This window comes from Bifidobacterium vansinderenii, assembly GCF_002234915.1.
In the GTDB taxonomy this organism is placed as follows: Bacteria; Actinomycetota; Actinomycetes; order Actinomycetales; family Bifidobacteriaceae; genus Galliscardovia; species Galliscardovia vansinderenii.
Genome location: NZ_NEWD01000009.1, coordinates 25224 through 42598, shown reverse-complemented (window position 1 = coordinate 42598; position 17375 = coordinate 25224). Strand labels below are relative to the sequence as shown.

The following is a 17375-nucleotide window of genomic DNA, read 5'->3' as shown; positions in this document are numbered from 1 at the left end:
GATCGTCGTCCTCAAGAGCCTGATCGATGAGGATGTTCTTCACGTACTGCTGGGTGAGGGTNGGTCGGTCGCGGGCTGACCGGGCTCTTGGCATTGGCGAAATACTCATCGGTGCTGATGGGCTTGACCTTGTCGCCATTGCCGTTGGTCTGCTCGAATACGGTTGCCGCGATCTCTGCCCAGGACTTGACTGCACCGGAACCGGTGAGGTTGTACGTGCCGTACGGCGCGTGGGAATCGAGCAGGTGGAAAATCGCTTCGGCCATGTCGGTCGTAAACGTAAGACGACCGAACTGGTCATTCACCACCGTCACCCGATTGAGCTGATCGGCCGGATCCGCAACACGGTTCGAGAGCATCATCATGGTCTTCACGAAGTTGTGGCCTTCGCCGATCACCCACGAGGAGCGCAGAATGTAATGCTTGGGGGCATTCGCCACGGCGATGTCACCCGCGGCTTTGGTCTGTCCATACACGCCGAGCGGAGCGAACGACTCATTCTCTGTATGCTCTTCAACGGTGCCGTCAAACACATAGTCCGAACTCACATGCACCAGCGTGAGACGATAATCCTTGGCGATCTTGGCAAGCAGAGCCGGCCCCTGGGCATTCGCCTTCCATGCGATCGGACGGCCCTCCGCAGTCTCGGCCTTATCCACAGCCGTGTACGCGCCCGCGTTGATGATCGTGCCGTACAGGCTCCAGTCGTACTTCTCGTACGCCTTCGGATCGGAGAAGTCGAACTCGTCGATGTCCGTGAACTCAAAGCCCTGCAGATCATGCTTCTCAACGTATGCGCGAATCGCATGACCCAGCTGGCCGTTCGCACCCGTCACCAGCGTGCGACGCGGCGCCATCGGCTTGGCATCCTTGAGCATCGGATGATGCAGATCGGCCTCGGAACGCTCCGACTCCTCCAGCGGAATCGGCCACTGAATGTTCAACTCCGGGTCGGCGAGATTGACGAACGTATACGTCTTCTTCTGCTCGAGCGACCAGTGCGCATTCACCAGATACGTGTACGCCGTGCCATCCTCGAGCGCCTGGAAGCTGTTGCCCACGCCGCGCGGAACATAGATCGCCCTCGACGGGTCGAGACGCGTCGTATACACCTGACCGAAGCTCTCGCCCGGACGCAGATCCACCCATGCGCCGAAAATCTCGCCGGTCGCGATCGAAATGAACTTGTCCCACGGCTCGGCATGAATGCCGCGAGTCACGCCCTTCTTTGCATTGAAACTGATGTTGTTCTGTACCGGGCCGAAATCCGGTAAACCCAGCGCAGTCATCTTCGCGCGCTGCCAGTTCTCCTTGAACCAGCCACGCGAATCGCCGTGCACCGGCAGATCGAACACCAGCAGTCCCGGAATATTCGTCTCCGTGACCTTCAATTCCTTCTCAAACTCAAGTGCCATATTTCATTCCTTTCCGTCGATTGATCTTCGATATCGTATTTGTTGTTGGACTAGATTTTTGAGAACGCGTTCCGCGCTCATTGCCTTAAGCTCTTGTGCTCTGTCAGGAAAGGCCAACCCGATACATTCGCGTCCCAGAGATCCCAATACGAAGAACATGTTGCGCCGTAATTGAGGGAAATTGACGCGAAGAAGATTGTCTTCGTGGCTCGCCCTGTTCCGGATGTTGCGAATGCTTCTCAGCCTGTTTGCTAATTCACGGCAAAGTCGCTCCCGGACGTCATCTCCTTCGGAACCCGGCAGTTTGGCTGCTACACTTAGTGCTGCATTCAGGGCCGCCCCTATATGGGGCGGCCATTTTGTTTAAGAAATCACTGACCCTGCTGCTTGTACTTCGCCTCGGTGGCGGCCTTCACCGGCTCCCACCAATCGCGGTTATCTGTGTACCAGGCGATGGTCTTCTCCAGACCCTTCTGGAAATCGGTATGCGTTGGCATCCAACCCAGCTCAGTGCGCAGCTTCGTCGAATCGATCGCGTAACGGCGATCGTGACCCGGACGGTCACGAACCCAATCAAAATCGTCGGCCGACTTGCCCATGACTTCGAGAATGTCACGCAGCACGGTGATGTTGTTGCGCTCGCCGTCGGCGCCGATCAGATACGTCTCGCCCAGACGGCCCTTGGTCAGAATCGTCCACACGGCCGAGCTGTGGTCCTCGGTGTGAATCCAGTCGCGCACGTTCAGACCGTCGCCATACAGCTTCGGGCGGATACCTTCGAGAATATTTGTGATCTGACGGGGAATGAACTTCTCCACATGCTGGAACGGACCATAGTTGTTCGAGCAGTTCGAGATCGTCATGCGCACACCGAACGTACGATGCCAGGCGCGCACCAGCAGATCCGAACTTGCCTTCGTGGAGCTGTACGGCGAGGAGGGATGATAGGGGGTCTCCTCAGTGAAACGGGCCGGATCGTCCAGAGCCAGATCGCCGTACACCTCGTCCGTGCTCACATGGTGATAGCGCACGTCGTACTTGCGTGCCGCCTCGAGCAGACGGAACGTGCCTTCCACATTGGTCTTCAGGAACGGTTCCGGGTTCGCGATGCTGTTGTCGTTGTGCGACTCTGCAGCGTAATGCACGATGGCGTCATGGCCGGGAACGAGACGGTCCAGCAGCTCCGCATCGCAGATGTTGCCATGCACGAACTCTACGCGATCGCCCAGAATCGAGCGGATGTTCTCGAGATTTCCCGCATAGGTCAGGGCGTCCAGCACAGTGATGTGCACGTCGGGATGGTTGTTGTACACGTAATGCACGAAGTTCGAGCCGATGAAACCGCAGCCGCCGGTCACGATGATGTTCTTCGGGGAGAAAAGCTCTTCAGACATACCCCCATCGTACCGAGGGGTGACCCCATATGAATCACCCTCTTTTCGCGAGTTTTTGTGGCTGGATGATTGAGCGTGGGGTTGTTGAGGATGGAAATCGGGGAGGGCTGTGACAGGGGAGGCGGAACAATGCGCAGATCGGGTATGTTATGGGTCGTAGAAGGGTTGTGGCGAGCGATTCGAGAAGCTATTTGCCGTTCCCTAGGTTGATTGGAGGGTCTGCAGAGAGCTATCTGCCGTTTAGTAGGTCCTTTGCAAAGTAGACGACGCGCAATCTTTGGCTTTTCTTCGCTATTTTTCGCTGTTATTGGTTGTAAACTGCTGATAATTGCGGTCTACGGCCAGTGGTTTACTTTGCGAAGGACCTACTAATCGAGGGTTAGGTGTTTGCAACGGTTAAAAAGAACCTCGGGAAGCGGAGATAGGTGCTAGATCCTGCCACACCTAATCCGCGATGCCGCTGGTCATACGAATATACGCGGCATGCTCTCGTAGATACTCACGAAGATACGGAATGGCGAAATCAACCTTTCCGTAGCCGCGCTCTTCAATCACTTGCGCTTCGATGAGCCGCATGCGGTACATGCTGGCGTATCGTGCATCCTTTCCCATACGCTCGGCGATCGTCGAGGTTGAGGACGGTCCATCATCCTGAGCCATCGCCAGCAGATATGTCTTATCAATAGGGGAGAGCCCGTCCAATTCCGGTCCATGCACGGTATCTCCCAGTCTGCTGAGTGCGTCTCTCACTCCGGCTTCGGCGTCCTCGACCGTTACGGTAATGGAAATATCCTGCGGATGGTGCCGCTTGGCCACTCTCCAAATGTGGTAGCCGACCAGCTGAATCATGAACGGATACCCTGCCGTTGCTTGGGTGGCAAGATCCAGAGGTGTGCCTTCAAGAACCATTCCGGTGCCGGCGAAAGTATCCGTGAATGCCTGTGATACTTCCACCAGAGGAACGTCTCCCAGCCGTTCCGGCTGAGCTCGGCGCAAAAAGGTCATCACATCGTCATTCAGCCATTTTGAGGTCATCGAAGGAAGACCGGCGAATACGAAAGCGATGTTGCGGTCTTCGCTGGTCAAATGTTGTACGGTCGTGGCAATAGCGACCATATCGTCTCGGTCCGCAGCTTGAGCTTCATCAATGGTCACCAGCAATCCGGCGTCATGCTTTTCCAACGCATCCAGGCGTTCGCTCATGGCATCTCGCAAAGTCAGTGGCATACGTGATTTTTCGTAATGCACGCCTCCCAGACTGCCGCCCATGCTCATTATGCTAATGGATGGCTCAAAGGAGAAGCTGAGGTTTCCCTTCTTAGGCTGCAGCTTTTCAAGCAAACGCTGAGTCATGCCGGCAGAGGCGGTTTCGCTAATGGTTTGCCAGCCCTGCTGTTCGGCCATACGGCGGAACTCCGCGAGCATGACGGTTTTCCCTGTTCCCCTGGCTCCAGTAATGCGCATGAGACGTCCCGGAGCGCCAGAACCGTTATCGAGTCCTTCCTGAAAATCGTCAAGAATGATGTCGCGTCCGATCAGAACGGGGGGAAGGTGACCGGCGCTTGGCTTGAAAGGATTGACGATCCTAGTCTTCGGCATAGCGGCCTCCACAATCTAAAAGAATCTAAAAGTTTCTAAAAGAATCTAAAACTATCTAACAGTCTACTGTGCTTCCACCGATTCCGGGATGGTGGAGCGGCCTCGATCGTTGGCTCTGGTGACGATGTGGGTGCTGTTGCCGGCCTGTATGCAGGTTCTCCATACGAACAGCGGCAGGGCGTAGAAGGCGTATCCCTCGAACTGGGTGTAAAGGTAGGCGACGAGGAGAAGCCAGCAGATCGTGGTCTTGCTCCAGGCGTGAGCGTCGGTGACCTGACTGATGACCAGCGATATGAGCACGGCAAGGCCGATCAGTCCGAATTCGCCGAGGAAACTGGTGTAGGCGCTCATCGTGAACATGTTATTGGGCGTAACGTTGGCATACCATTGCTCAGCCTTGAAAACATTGTTTGCGCTGAACCCCAATAATTGCAATGCATGCACCGCGGTTCCGGATCCAAGATGCGTGGCGTCGGACAGGTTGCCGGCACCGAACCCGAACAGCAGATGCATGGGATGCTTCGCTAGGCCGCATAGCACCCCCAGCGATTGCCAGACGCGAGCGAAGAACGAGCCGTCGCCCTCCGCGCCGTTCTCGGCGATCGATGACAGACGAGAATTGACGGCAAAGGCGATCACACTCAGCACCACCACGCCGATCAGCTGCAGCAGGCCGCGGTGCCGGGACTCCCGCTGTCTCCATGCGGTAGCTACGACGATGACCGCAGTCAGCGCCACCAGAGAGTCCAGAATAATGCGGGTTCCCGCTCCCATGAGCACGGCGCCCGTCGCGAACGTGATGATCAGCGCGGCGAGGTTATAGGCAAGGTCCGGCGCCTTGCTCCGTAGCATCCAATGCAACGGCAGCAGTACGCCGAACAGGTGCATGCCGATGTAGCTCGGCTCGGCGAACAGGAACTGTGGGCGGCTGCCGCCCCATTTCGATTCAGCGGTGATATATTCGCGGCTCATCAGATGCGCGAAATAATCGCGGATGCAGGTGATGTCAAGCGATACCGCCACACGCTGCAGCACACCCACGGCAAAGGCAAGCCAGTATACGGCGAGCAGAATGTTGACCATCGGTCGCCAGGGGAGGTGCTTTTCTTGGATGGCGATATACAGGGAAACGAAGCAGGCTGCGACGCTAGCGGTGGCGAGCAGGGAATTCAGCGCCTGTACGGGATGAAATGCCGTGGTCAGCCATCCGAATGCGGACAATGCGATCAGGACGAGCGGGAGAAGAATAAACGGCGTAGGGAATGCACTGCCGTTATGGCGCAAATCAGACCTGATGAGTTTTGCTATGGTTCGCCAATTCGCTGCCGCATAAAGCAGGAACAGCCATGGGCTGATCGGTGTCCAGAACGGCATATAGATGCCGATTACCGTACCATCCACGGGCAGCAGGGCAAGAGCGAGATAAAACAGATAATCCGACCTGCTTTGAATGCGGATACCGAACGGCATAGTATCCGTGCCGGATTGTAATTGAGATGGCATGAAAAAATAAAGCCCCCGTATGCGCATTGCCTGCTATTGCTGCAATTTGATACTGCGAGTATAGCGAAGGGTGCGGTCTACGGGGGTTGGGGGTGGTGCCCTAAATCAGGCGGCCTTCTTGCGGCCGCGGCGCTTCATCACGCCGGCGGTGGCCTTGGCGGCGTCGAAGATCACGACCTTGTCGTTCGGATGGGACTCGCCCGGCACGGACTGGTAGGCGACCTGGCCCTCCGGAGCCTCGGCGATGTCGAAGAACTGCTTCACAGCCTCCAGCACAGCGGCGTCCTTCACGCTGATCGACGCGGCCTGCTTGCCCTCGCCCTTGCTGAACTTGATGCCGTTGTCCGCCTTGGCGGTGGTGGGGGTGACGGCGATCTGCTTGGTCTTCTCGTTGACGAGCACCTTCACGTACGCCGGGTGGCCGAGCACGATGGCGGTGGCCTTGTTGAACTTCACGGCGTTATCCGTCACGGTCATTACGATCTTGCCGACCGGCTTGACCAGACGAACCTCCTCAAAACCCTGCAGCAGCGATGCCATAATCGACTCCTTATTAATCGAAATATCATGCAATTCCTTTATCAGTATATGGGAATGGCGCTGTATTTCGTTATATTTTTCGGAATCCATTTTGTTATGACTTTTCGCTTTGACTATCGGGCGTTATACGGCGCAAATATCGGGGGTATTTTTGTGAAAGTGAGTGTCGAAAAATTACGCCGCCAAAGCGGAGACGATCGAATTGACCGACTGCTTGATCATCGTATGTGCGCGTTCATAGTCCTCGGGATCCAACTGGTATGGGTCGTCGATCTCCTCGGGCTCGGGCAGCATCGGGCGCAGCAGGGGTGCATTCATGCGGATCGTGGACAGGCTTTCCTCCGGCGTGGCCTTTGGAAGATCGCCGCGTTCGCGCAGCATATCGCAGATATTCGCGAAATCGGTGATCAAAAACGTTTTGCGTGACGCGGCCGGCGCATCCATCGTCAGGCGTTCGATATGACGTTCCTCAAAGCATAGGAACAGATCGGCCTGCTCGGCGATGTCGGGCGTCAGGGGAGTGGAACGGTGTGTGGAGGCGTCAATGCCGTCCTTGGCAAGGAGCGCACGGCACTGCGGGTCGATCGGGCGGGAATCCAGGCGCAGCGTGCCGGCGCTGGCTAGACGAATCGTATCGTCGCTGATGCCGCGTCGATGCAGCTCATGCCTCATCAGATACTCCGCCATGGGAGAACGGCAGATATTGCCAGTGCAGAACGTGACGATGAACATGAATGCCCCCTATAGGATTTCCAATACGGCTTGGCGTTGGGCATTCTACGCATCGGGGGTAGACGATTGGGGGTTATTGGAGGGTGTCGCGTTGCGCGCCAAAAGAGCATGAAAAAAGGGGACGGGGCTTAAAGCCCGCGTCCCCTCAAGGGTGAAACCTTAGCGGTTCGTGCTGTGTGTGGCTCAGCGGTTCATGGAGCGACGCACAGCGAACACGGCGCCACCGGCCACGGCCAGGACGGCCACAGCGGTCAGGTACGGCAGCAGCACGGTGCCGGTCTTGGCCAGCTTGTTGGAGTCGGAGGAGGTGGTGCCGGCGGTGGTGGAGGAGCTCGTCGAGGAAGAGCCTTCGCCGGTGGCCGGAGCCTTCACAGTGGCGGAACCGATGGACTGAGTGGCACCGGTGGACGGGTTCTCGGCGTAGGCGCTGAACGTGGTGGAGGTCACGCCGGACTTAAAGATGTACTTCAGCGTGGCGGTGTGCGGGGAGGTAGCGGACAGGGCGAACGGACCCCAGGTCTTGTTGGCGACCTGAACGATGTTCTCAACGAGCGTGTCATCGGCGGTCACGTACGCCTGAGTGTAGCCCTGGTTGTACAGGTCATCGGTCACGGTGACGGTCACGGTGACGGTGTTGCCGGAAACGGACGGAGCGACGGTGCCGTAGTCAGCGGCGGAGGCGGCCGGAGCCAGCACGAACGCGGCGAACACTGCCACGACGGCGGCAAACGCAGCGGCCACACGAGTCTTGATCGAAGTCATGATAAACCCTTCTTCTTGCCGTCCCGGCGTGCGTTGTGTGCATGCTGCATGCGCCATATTGGGGCGACACGGTTATTGTCTGTGTACAGAACGTGAGTATATACCCCCGTTGTGACGGCTTCAAGGGAAATTGGTATATACGGGGGCTATATGACGTTGATGGAGGCTTGAGAATGCAAGGGATTGCAAGGATTGTAGCCCCTCGTAAATAGTTGATGAACTGTTGCCGTAATTCGCCATGCGACCGTCATGTGGACTGTTATGTGGGAGGCTGTTGGGGGTGATTGGCTCACTTGGATGCCTGATCTGGGCGGATATGCGCCCGGGATACAGCGGAGTGTGACAGCGCTAGATCAATTTGGATCACTGGCGTTGCAGACGTCAGGGGATCCCGTCCGTGGCGCAGGTGCGCGGTCGGGATCCCCTAATGGTCGTCAGATATTCGGCAAGGGATTGCGGGAAGCGATAGGGGGTGTGATCGACTGTTCGTCTGTTGTGATCGAACTGATGGAGGCGACTGGGGTTTCCACGGGTCGTCTGATTGTCGCTTCGTCGGTTGATCTGCCGATCGCTTACCGCTCCAAGGTCTTGGCGTAGGTGGCGCAGCGGGCGGCGAAGCCGGAGAACACCGACTCGGCCATCGGGTGCAGACGGGGGTTGTACTCGGCGAAATCGTCGCGCATCTTCGAGATCTCGGACTTCTTCAGATCCTTGGTCATCTCGGGGGTGCTCAGCCACTCCTCGAACAGGGCCGAACCCACCTCCAAGTGGAACTGCATGCCCAGCGCGCTGCCCACGCGGTACGCCTGATTCTTGGTCAGCGGCGAACGGGCCAGCAGCTGCGCGCCCTCGGGCAGCGACACCACGTCGTTGTGCCAGTGCAGCACCGTGAGCTCCTTCGACCACATCGAGAAGTAATCGTGGCGGTCGATGCGGGTGATCGGTGCGAAACCGATCTCCGGGGCCTTGCCGGGCTTGAGCTTGGCGCCCAGCGCCGTGGCGATGATCTGATGGCCCAGGCACACGCCCAGCACCGGCTTGCCCACGGCGATCGCCGCCTTGGCGAGCTTGCCCTCCGCCTTGAGACCCGGATACTTGTCGTAATCCGTGGCGCCCATCGGGCCGCCCATGATCACCACGCCGGCGACCTCATTGAAGTCGGGCAGATCGGGCTTCTTCTTCTTGGCGATGTTCAGAATCTGGGACTGTACTCCCAGCTCATCGAGATTATCGAGGATTCGACCTGGCTTCTCCCAGTCGACATGCTGAAAAATCAATACCTGCGGCTTCGACATATTCACTATTCTTACACTTTGTCTGTAACTTGCCGAATTGGGCCGGTCATGTGGCGGACGGGCCGTGTCGGTCGATGTGGCTGGGCCACGTCGGTTGCGTACGTCGGGTCGTGTTGTCGTGCACGTTGACGCGCAGGCCGGGGCCGTACCGGAACGCATGCCGGAGCACATGTTGGCACGCACGCCGGCGTTATGGACAAGGCCTTGTGGATGTCTCCAATCGCGAATACCCTCGGGAATATGACAAGTACTCCAAAACCGCTTGATTTCAACGATTCCGTGGCCAAGGGCCTGCGCCTGTACGACACCGCCACGCACAGCATCGCACCGTTTGAATCCATCCGACCCGGGGAAGTCGGAATCTACGTGTGCGGCGCCACCGTGCAGAGCTCGCCGCACGTGGGCCACATCCGTGCCGCCGTGGCGTTCGACGTGGTGCGCCGCTGGCTGCTGCGCCTCGGATACAAGGTCACCTTCGTGCGCAACGTGACCGACATCGACGACAAGATCCTCGACAAGGCTCGCGCGGCCGGACAGCGCTGGTGGGAGCGTGCCTACATCTACGAGCGCGAATTCACCGAGGCGTACGATACGCTCGGCGTGCTGCCGCCCACCTACGAGCCGCGCGCGACCGGACACATCCAGGACATGGTCGACCTGATCCAGCGCATCATCGACAACGGGCACGGCTACGTGGTGCTCGACGCCGACGGCAAGCCCACCGGCAACGTGTACTTCGACGTGGCCAGCTGGCCGCGCTACGGCGAGCTGACCCACCAGGAGTCCGGCACCAAGCCGGCCGCCGACGAGGCCGCCGCCGTGGCCGACCGCATGGGCCCGAGCGTGGACGCCGCCGGCGAGGACAAGTACAACCCCGTGGACGCGGCCGACGCCTCGCCCGACAAGCACGATCCGCGCGACTTCGCCCTGTGGAAGGCCCCCAAGGACACCGACCCCGAAGACGCTCGCTGGAAGACGCCCTTCGGAGTGGGACGCCCCGGCTGGCACATCGAATGCTCCGCCATGAGCCACCGCTACCTCGGCGACGACTTCGACATCCACGGCGGCGGACTCGACCTGCGCTTCCCGCACCACGAGAACGAAACCGCGCAGTCCCGCGCCGCCGGCTGGGGATTCGCGCACCACTGGATGCATTCCGCATGGGTCACCCAGAAGGGCGAGAAGATGAGCAAGTCCCTCGGCAACGGCCTGTCCGTACCGAGCGTGCTCGCCGAGCATAGCGCTTGGGTGGTGCGCTACGCGCTCGCCTCCGTGCAGTACCGCTCCATGCTCGAATGGGGCGACCAGACGCTCAACGAGGCCCAGGCCGCGTACGACCGCGTCTCCAACTTCATCGAGCGCGCGGGCGCCGCCATCGGCGAGCAGCCGTCCCGCGACGAGATCCAGTCCGTGGGTGCGGGCGACCTGCCCGAGGACTTCGCGAACGCCATGAACGACGACATCAACGTCGCCGGAGGCGTGGGCGCCATCTTCAGCGCTGTGCGCGCCGGCAACACGCTGCTGTCCAAGCTCGAGGACGCCGCCGACAGCGCGGCAGCCCGTGCTGAGGTGCGTGGCGTGCTGGTGTCGGTGCGCGCCATGCTCGACACCCTGGGACTCGACCCGCTCGCTTCGGAGTGGGCCGCCGGCGGTGACGGTGGCGACGGCAAGGAGCATGAGGTACTCGACGCCCTGATCTCCGAACAGCTGCAGGCCCGTGCCGAAGCCCGCAAGGCCAAGGACTACGCTCGCGCCGACGCCATCCGCGACACGCTCGCCGAGGCCGGCGTGGTGATCGAGGATTCCCCGACTGGCTCCACCTGGTCGCTGAAGTAGGCGATACGCGAGAGCCTCGAGAGAAGGCTGTCGCGATATCCCGGTAGCAAGGCCGCGAAGCCTTCCGTGTGAGGCTTCGCGGCCTTTTGGATTGGACGTTCTGGATAGGCCCGGCGCTCGGAGAGTGGAATTCCTTTGGGCGCAGGGCGCTTCGCGTTGCGGAGGGTTTGCCGAAAGTTGGGTTCCCTGTTGGCATCTTGGCATCTATATGTGGATTTGGAGGTCCTCAGGAAGGGTTGCGAGGACCTAATCTCCGTTATGGAGGTCCTTCGCCAGGTAGGAGACATCGGCTCCCGATGCCGGGAAACGCTCTGAAAAGCGTGTAGCCGATAGTTTTTCGCGGAGATCTATGATTTCTGACTGGCCGCATAGAGGCTGTGGCGTTGAGAGAATGTGGTGTTCGTATTCCAAGGACCTCCAAAATTGGGGGTAGATGGTTGCGATGCGGCGAATCAACATCACGACTCGGAGATAGGTCTTTTTTTTTCTTTGCTGGGTCCGTGTGGAGGCGGCTCAATGCGGGGCCACCTCCACACACGTCTCGTAACGGGATCGGATGTGATGGGCGGGAACGGCTACACCGTCACACCGAACCGGTACCGGCGTTGATGTTGAACGTGGAGGCAGCCACCGGAGCGAGCAACACACGGCCGGAGCCGCGATACACGTTCACCAGTCCCTCGCCATTGACCGCGGAACCGATCAGCGTCTTGCCGCTGCGCTCCACGGTGAACTGCAGGCTGCTGGTCCAGGCGATGGCGAAGTTGCCATCCACCTTCAGCTCCTCGTTCTCCAGATCGATGGTCACCAGTTCGCTCGCCGGGACCGGGGATTCCAACGCCACCGCGCCCTGACCGCTCAGAGCGAGATTGAACAGGCCTTCGCCGCCGGCCACCATGGCGCTCGGGCGCGACACCATCACGGCCTTCTGCTGGATCGATGACTCGCACGCGTAGAACAGACCGTCGTTCACCGTCATGGATCCACCCAGATGCATGGGATCGAGCAGCAGAATATGCCGGTACGTCGGCTCGAGCACCACCACGCCAGCGCCCACGTATTCGGGCTTGATCGCCGACTCCTTGGTCACCGCGCCGCGAGCCATCTTGCCGATGAGATCGCCCACTCCCTTCACGCCGGTGGTGGATTCGATATGGCCGACGGTCCACTGCATGGCCCCCGCCTGCAGCGTCACGCCCATGCGGCCGTCGAGCGTGCACACCACCTGCCGGCGGCGCACGTTCATCTCGGAGGCGAAGTACGCGGCGGTCGCACCGCCGTAGCTCACCGAGAGATCACGCTTCCATTCAATCACCTGGAACACGCCCTGGCGGGCCACCACCTGCACGTCGTCGTTATCCAGGAAGTTGTAGATCTTCATAAGGCTCCTTGGCTCGTATCGGGTCTGTGCGCCTTCGCGCCGGATCCGCGTCCGGTCGGCGGTTGCCCGACCTGAAACCAGAATACGACCGGAAGGCGGTCAGTGCCTAGAATCGTTGCCATTTAAGCCCAAACTCACATTCGACCACATTGGCCGCTGGGGTTCCCATGAGATGGCTGCGCGGGATACGGTCGGGACATGACACAAAATAAATCATTATCACTGGGCAGACTCACTTCAATCAGGTATGAGCGCATGGCGGTCTGCGACGCCCTGCAGCATCGCCTGAGAAGAACGATCCCCGTATACGACCTTTGCACGTCCTTGGAACTCCAGTCAGTGGAACTTCCCCCGGAGGCAACGCTCAACAAGGCGCATTGCCATGTGGCTGTTCGCGATGTTGCGGATCGGCGTCGACTTTCAGGTGTGGTGTTTCACCGTTACCGGCGGCCGTTCGCCACGGTCATGGTGGCACGAAGGTTCCGATGCGTTGCCGTCATCGATGTGTGGATGCATTACGCGCGTTTCCTCTCGATCGAGGGGTTGGTGATTCTCTTGGATAATATGACCCGGCGCGATGGGCGCATGCGGAGAACGACCCTGGAGGAGGTCCGGCGGGAGCTTGATCGGGCGGGATCGTTTCAGGGACGGCATAAGTGCGTTCGAGCGCTGCGGCTGGCTCGAGAGCGTACGGATTCGTCATGGGAGACGAAGGGACGCTTGGCGCTCATGCGGTACGGATTGCCATGCCCGAGCGTGAACTACCCGGTGCTGGCGGAGTCCCGGAAGATGCTGCTGGACATGGCGTATCCCGAATGGAAGATCGGCATCGAATATGATGGCGGCCACCATGCGATGCAGTGGAAGGACGATAACAGGCGGCGCGAGAAACTTGAACGCCAAGGCTGGAGAATCATCACGATATTCGTCGAGGATCTTGCTTCGGAATCGGCGGAGGAGAGTGCGGCCAGACGCGTTGCTGATGCCATCGAACAGGTGACGGAGAAACCGTGCCCTCTCACGGATCGCCAGTCGTTGGAGCAATTGAGCGACGGGCGTCGTTGGAGGTACAAGACGTTGCAATGTCGGGTTCCATCCTTGCCGGAGGCCGATGGCGAAAGCGATCTGGCCGGGTATGACCGGATCATGGAGGAGGAGTCCGCCGGACAGCGGATGTCCGGTGAACCTGGATAGGATGCCGTTCTGGTGCGAATGGGAATGGGCCATGGTGTTGGAGCTGCGACGATGGAGGTGCCGGCGGGGTCTGTACGTCATATCTGCGGTTTCCGGGGGCACGGAGAAAAACAATCTATCTCCGTGTTGTGTAGTTCATGGGTCATTTCTCCGGGATCTAACCTTTGTTTTGGAGGTTCTTAGACAAATTGGAATGTTTGTTGGCACCAATACTTTGAGCATATTCTGCATAGCTTCGTGATGAAAGATGCTTGTTTTTGCCGAGCGTTCGTGTGTTGTTACTGGATAAAGGACCTCCAAATCGATGGATAGCTCCTCGCATGGTCTCTCAAGGACCTCTAAATCAGGCAATAGCTTGGCTTAAACCTATTCAAGAGGGAATGACGACCATTTCCGGGCCCGCTGGCCGCACAATGCTGTCGGGACGGTACGGAATCAGAGCACCAGCACCACGGCGATGGCCAGGGCGCAGATGAGGGTGCTGCCGGCAGCGATGAGACGGACCTTCGGCTCATGGAGCACGGTGGCTGAAAGACAGTCGATCAGACCGAGCACTGCGCCGCCGATCGCGGCGAACAAGGCATAGGTCAGAGGCACTTTAGGTACGAAACATGCCACCACGGCCCCGATGCCCAACAGTGTCGACACCACGCTCAGCTGGTACACCGCCTTGGAACTGGTGGACTCGGCGTCGGCATCCGGATCATCAATGTCGTCGGCTTCTTCGCCGGCGGGATTCACGGGCATCTCCTCGTCGGTGTTGCCGGCATTGTCCGCGTCGTCGAGGTTGCCGGCAGCTGTGACGTGCTCGCTCTTCTCCGTAACGGAGCCGGCAGCGGGATCCCGCCGGGACTGAATACCATGCGCAATTCCGGCATGCCTGCCGTGACCATTACGAGCGGGGCGGAGCGATTCAGACGATTCAGACGGCAATTCCGGGGTTGAATCCAGCCGATCCTCTGCATCCACCATGCTCGCTCCTCCGATCAGGTGATTCACCATCCTAACTTCCTGAAACGTCAGTCCGGCGCATTGTGTTGAAACTTCGTCATCCCATAGTAAACGGGCCCGTAGGCGTGTCTGCGCGCGGGTGATAATGATGAACAGTAGGAAGAAGCGACGACCTGATCGAGGCGATGAGACATGAGAAGAAACTGGGGTGCAAGACTGGCCGGCATGGCGATCGCCGCAGCGCTGGGACTGACGATGATGGCTCCGGGCGCTGCCTTCGCAGCAAGTGCGAACGGGGGAGCAGCGGGACAGAGCACCCAGTCGGCTTCCGCCACGAGCGGCCAGACCGCGTCGGGAATCTCGGATTCCGGAACCGCCGGCGATTCCGCCACGACCGGCACCGGCGTGAACAGCACCGACGGCACGAATAACGGCGCAACCGCGAATGGCAATGCCTCCACCGGCGAAGACGATCAGAACACCTCGTCCGACCAGAACGGAACGTCCAACGACGGCAACGCTTCAACGAACGGCAACGCCGGCACCAACGGCACCTCCGGTGATTCCGCGGGAACGGGCGTAAGCCGCGAATACCAGACCAAGATCACCTTCAAGGTGGGCGACCACACCACCACCGTGACCAAGAAGTACACGAACTCGCTCGACGTGACCGTCCCCGACGACTCCCAGCTCGGCGTACCCAAGGGCCAGGTGATCGTGGGATGGACCTCGTCGCTCGGCATCGAATACTCGGCCGATCTGGCGGGAGCGCAGCTCACCGGCCAGAAGACGGTCACCTTCACTGCAATCCTCGCACTGCAGCTTCCCGATCAGTCCGACTCCTCCGCCAAGCAGGTGCAGGTGCGCTTCGTGCTGCCCGGCAGCCTCGGCACCGTCGTCACCGCCAAGGTGGACCGCGGCTCGAGCTTCGCCGACGCCTACGCGGCCAAGAAGGATGAGATCCAATCGCGCATGCCCAAGAACCTGACCATTACCGGCTGGTACGCCCTGCTGCACACCTACAAGGCCGACCTGTCCGACGCCGGCACGGTCAGCCACGACACCACGCTGTTTGCCGTCTCCGACCTGCAGGCCACGCAAACCCAGATCGTCTTCACCGTCGGCAAGCTGTCTGTCTTCGAACGTGTGAACACCGGTTCCGCGCTCGCCGACGCATACGCCGCCAAGCAGGGGGCGATCGAGGCGATCGTGCCGTACGGCTACAAGATCACCGGCTGGACCGACGAGAACGGCAACTCCTACGACGCCACGCTTTCGCAGGGCACTGCCACCGGCTTCGGCATGCATCTGACCGCCACGCTCGAGCAGACCGACGACACCCCAAGCACCGGCCTCTTCGCCACCGTGACGTTCAAGTGGACAGATGCGAACGGCAACGACCAGCAGCGCAGCAGCCGCGTGATCAAGGGACTCTGGCTGCTCAGCAGCGACATCCCTTCGCCCAAGGCTCCGGACGGCTACCGTCTCGACGGCTGGTACACCGATGCCGGCGTGCGGTTCAACCGCTTCCTGCCCGTGCATGAGGACGCCACGTACACGGCCCGCTGGTCGAAGATCGACACCACGACCGGCGGAAGTGGAAGCAACGGTGGTTCCGGCAGCAACGGCGCCGCCACCGTGCAGCCGTCCGGAACGTCCGCGAATGGTTTTGATTCGCGCAATACCGCTCAGCAGTGGCTGGCCTCCTCGCAGGGCAAGACCCCGGTGAAGGAGCAGAACAAGGCGTTGGCGACCACGGGCACCGCGGTTGCGGGGCTTGCCGGCGTTGCTGCGGTGCTGCTGCTCGCGGGTACGGTGTTCTCGATGATGCGCAAGCACAAGGAGTAGGCATCGAGACGGGTGGGGCGGTCTGATCTTTCAGGCGGCACCTCATCCGTCACGCTGCGCGTGCCACCTTCCCCTCGAGGGGAAGGAGAAAAATTAGCGTGGCTCCTCTTCTGGGGAGAGGAGCTGGCCGCCGCATGGCGGACTGAGGGGAGGGGTTGCGGAGGCGGTTGGCTGATCACCTCATCCGTCACGCTTTGCGTGTCACCTTCCCCTCGAGGGGAAGGAGAAACAACTGTGGCTTGGCTCTCCTCGAGGGGAAGGAAAGGCCTGAATGCTTCGAATATGTGAGAAGTCCCCCGACTCCAGAAGGAGTCGGGGGACTTCTCATGTTGAAAGGCTCTTATGCGAAAGGGTCAGCGGCCCTTGATCTCGGAGCCGAGAACCTTCTCGCTCAGGGCCTTGGGACCACGGGTCAGGGCCACGGCACCGGAGCGCACGAGCTCGATGATGCCATAGTCGTCGAGCAGCGCGAGCAGCGAATCAAGCTTCTCGCTCGAACCGGTGGCCTCAATGACCAGCGACTCGGGATGCATGTCGACCACACGCACGCGGAACGTCTGCACGATCTCCAGCACGTCGGAACGGGTCTTGGCATCCGCCGCCACCTTGACGAGCACGATCTCGCGGTTCACCGTGTTGGCCGAATCCAGCTCCACGATCTTGAGCACGTGAAGCAGCTTGTTGAGCTGCTTGATGATCTGCTCGAGCGGCACCTCCTCCACGTCGGCCGTCACGGTGACGCGGGAGATGTCCGGGCGCTCGGTGGGGGACACGGACAGCGAGTTGATGTTGAACGCACGGCGGGCGAACAGACCGGCGATGCGGGCGAGCACGCCGGGGCGGTTCTCCACCAGCACCGACAGCGTATGACGCTGCGACGTGGGCTGCGAAGCGGGATAGTTTGCCATGATGATTACCTGTCCTT

The 17375-nt window shown here is 59.9% G+C and carries 13 protein-coding genes and 1 pseudogene; 3 read left to right on the top strand and 11 right to left on the bottom strand.

Annotation, left to right across the window (positions count from 1 at the left end; all coding sequences use genetic code 11):
• Positions 1–62: 62 nt before the first annotated feature.
• From Tam10B_RS05370 to Tam10B_RS05335, 8 genes and pseudogenes are all read right to left on the bottom strand, one after another.
• Positions 63–1415, bottom strand: a pseudogene (locus Tam10B_RS05370) (sugar nucleotide-binding protein); the annotation flags it as partial.
• 371 nt (positions 1416–1786) lie between these two features.
• The gene (rfbB, locus tag Tam10B_RS05365; protein ID WP_093960236.1) at positions 1787–2809 is read right to left on the bottom strand and encodes a dTDP-glucose 4,6-dehydratase; all 1023 of its coding nucleotides are present in this window, start codon (positions 2807–2809) and stop codon (positions 1787–1789) included.
• Positions 2810–3253: 444 nt separating this feature from the next.
• Positions 3254–4408, bottom strand: coding sequence for an ATP-binding protein (locus tag Tam10B_RS05360; protein WP_093960235.1), 1155 nt, complete (start codon positions 4406–4408; stop codon positions 3254–3256).
• A 63-nt stretch (positions 4409–4471) separates the two neighbouring features.
• Positions 4472–5878 carry a hypothetical protein gene (locus Tam10B_RS05355; protein ID WP_143248547.1) on the bottom strand — a complete coding sequence of 469 codons (1407 nt, stop codon included), beginning with the start codon at positions 5876–5878 and terminating at the stop codon, positions 4472–4474.
• Between the two features lie 138 nt (positions 5879–6016).
• Positions 6017–6451 (bottom strand): hypothetical protein, encoded by a 435-nt coding sequence (locus Tam10B_RS05350; RefSeq protein ID WP_093960233.1) that lies wholly within the window; start codon positions 6449–6451, stop codon positions 6017–6019.
• A 174-nt stretch (positions 6452–6625) separates the two neighbouring features.
• Complete coding sequence (locus tag Tam10B_RS05345) at positions 6626–7183, bottom strand: arsenate reductase/protein-tyrosine-phosphatase family protein (RefSeq protein WP_093960232.1); 558 nt, start codon at positions 7181–7183, stop codon at positions 6626–6628.
• 183 nt (positions 7184–7366) lie between these two features.
• Complete coding sequence (locus tag Tam10B_RS05340) at positions 7367–7945, bottom strand: hypothetical protein (RefSeq protein ID WP_093960231.1); 579 nt, start codon at positions 7943–7945, stop codon at positions 7367–7369.
• 572 nt (positions 7946–8517) lie between these two features.
• Positions 8518–9240: a type 1 glutamine amidotransferase gene (locus Tam10B_RS05335; protein WP_093960230.1), complete on the bottom strand. Its 723-nt coding sequence runs from the start codon at positions 9238–9240 to the stop codon at positions 8518–8520.
• Positions 9241–9480: 240 nt separating this feature from the next.
• On the opposite strand from Tam10B_RS05335, the gene cysS reads away from it, so the two are divergent.
• Positions 9481–11076 carry a cysteine--tRNA ligase gene (gene cysS / locus Tam10B_RS05330; protein ID WP_093960229.1) on the top strand — a complete coding sequence of 532 codons (1596 nt, stop codon included), beginning with the start codon at positions 9481–9483 and terminating at the stop codon, positions 11074–11076.
• A 583-nt stretch (positions 11077–11659) separates the two neighbouring features.
• Here the strand turns inward: cysS and Tam10B_RS05325 are convergent.
• Entirely contained in the window at positions 11660–12457 is a 798-nt protein-coding gene (locus Tam10B_RS05325; protein ID WP_093960228.1) for an AIM24 family protein, read from the bottom strand.
• Between the two features lie 255 nt (positions 12458–12712).
• Here Tam10B_RS05325 and Tam10B_RS05320 point away from each other — a divergent pair, with 255 nt between their 5' ends.
• Positions 12713–13651 (top strand): DUF559 domain-containing protein, encoded by a 939-nt coding sequence (locus Tam10B_RS05320; protein ID WP_093960227.1) that lies wholly within the window; start codon positions 12713–12715, stop codon positions 13649–13651.
• 435 nt (positions 13652–14086) lie between these two features.
• On the opposite strand, the gene Tam10B_RS05315 is transcribed toward Tam10B_RS05320, so the two are convergent.
• Positions 14087–14623 (bottom strand): hypothetical protein, encoded by a 537-nt coding sequence (locus tag Tam10B_RS05315; RefSeq protein ID WP_143248545.1) that lies wholly within the window; start codon positions 14621–14623, stop codon positions 14087–14089.
• A 171-nt stretch (positions 14624–14794) separates the two neighbouring features.
• On the opposite strand from Tam10B_RS05315, the gene Tam10B_RS05310 reads away from it, so the two are divergent.
• Positions 14795–16450 carry a hypothetical protein gene (locus Tam10B_RS05310; protein WP_143248544.1) on the top strand — a complete coding sequence of 552 codons (1656 nt, stop codon included), beginning with the start codon at positions 14795–14797 and terminating at the stop codon, positions 16448–16450.
• A gap of 353 nt (positions 16451–16803) precedes the next feature.
• Here Tam10B_RS05310 and ilvN read toward each other — a convergent pair whose 3' ends face one another.
• Positions 16804–17358, bottom strand: coding sequence for an acetolactate synthase small subunit (gene ilvN / locus Tam10B_RS05305; protein ID WP_093960224.1), 555 nt, complete (start codon positions 17356–17358; stop codon positions 16804–16806).
• Positions 17359–17375 lie beyond the last annotated feature (17 nt).

Excerpts from the sequence above, each read along its gene's own strand:
- rfbB (WP_093960236.1), bottom strand. The coding sequence starts at position 2,809 with ATGTCTGAAGAGCTTTTCTCCCCGAAGAACATCATCGTGACCGGCGGC.
- Tam10B_RS05360 (WP_093960235.1), bottom strand. The coding sequence starts at position 4,408 with ATGCCGAAGACTAGGATCGTCAATCCTTTCAAGCCAAGCGCCGGTCAC.
- Tam10B_RS05355 (WP_143248547.1), bottom strand. The coding sequence starts at position 5,878 with ATGCCGTTCGGTATCCGCATTCAAAGCAGGTCGGATTATCTGTTTTAT.
- Tam10B_RS05350 (WP_093960233.1), bottom strand. The coding sequence starts at position 6,451 with ATGGCATCGCTGCTGCAGGGTTTTGAGGAGGTTCGTCTGGTCAAGCCG.
- Tam10B_RS05345 (WP_093960232.1), bottom strand. The coding sequence starts at position 7,183 with ATGTTCATCGTCACGTTCTGCACTGGCAATATCTGCCGTTCTCCCATG.
- Tam10B_RS05340 (WP_093960231.1), bottom strand. The coding sequence starts at position 7,945 with ATGACTTCGATCAAGACTCGTGTGGCCGCTGCGTTTGCCGCCGTCGTG.
- Tam10B_RS05335 (WP_093960230.1), bottom strand. The coding sequence starts at position 9,240 with ATGTCGAAGCCGCAGGTATTGATTTTTCAGCATGTCGACTGGGAGAAG.
- cysS (WP_093960229.1), top strand. The coding sequence starts at position 9,481 with ATGACAAGTACTCCAAAACCGCTTGATTTCAACGATTCCGTGGCCAAG.
- Tam10B_RS05325 (WP_093960228.1), bottom strand. The coding sequence starts at position 12,457 with ATGAAGATCTACAACTTCCTGGATAACGACGACGTGCAGGTGGTGGCC.
- Tam10B_RS05320 (WP_093960227.1), top strand. The coding sequence starts at position 12,713 with ATGGCGGTCTGCGACGCCCTGCAGCATCGCCTGAGAAGAACGATCCCC.
- Tam10B_RS05315 (WP_143248545.1), bottom strand. The coding sequence starts at position 14,623 with ATGGTGGATGCAGAGGATCGGCTGGATTCAACCCCGGAATTGCCGTCT.
- Tam10B_RS05310 (WP_143248544.1), top strand. The coding sequence starts at position 14,795 with ATGAGAAGAAACTGGGGTGCAAGACTGGCCGGCATGGCGATCGCCGCA.
- ilvN (WP_093960224.1), bottom strand. The coding sequence starts at position 17,358 with ATGGCAAACTATCCCGCTTCGCAGCCCACGTCGCAGCGTCATACGCTG.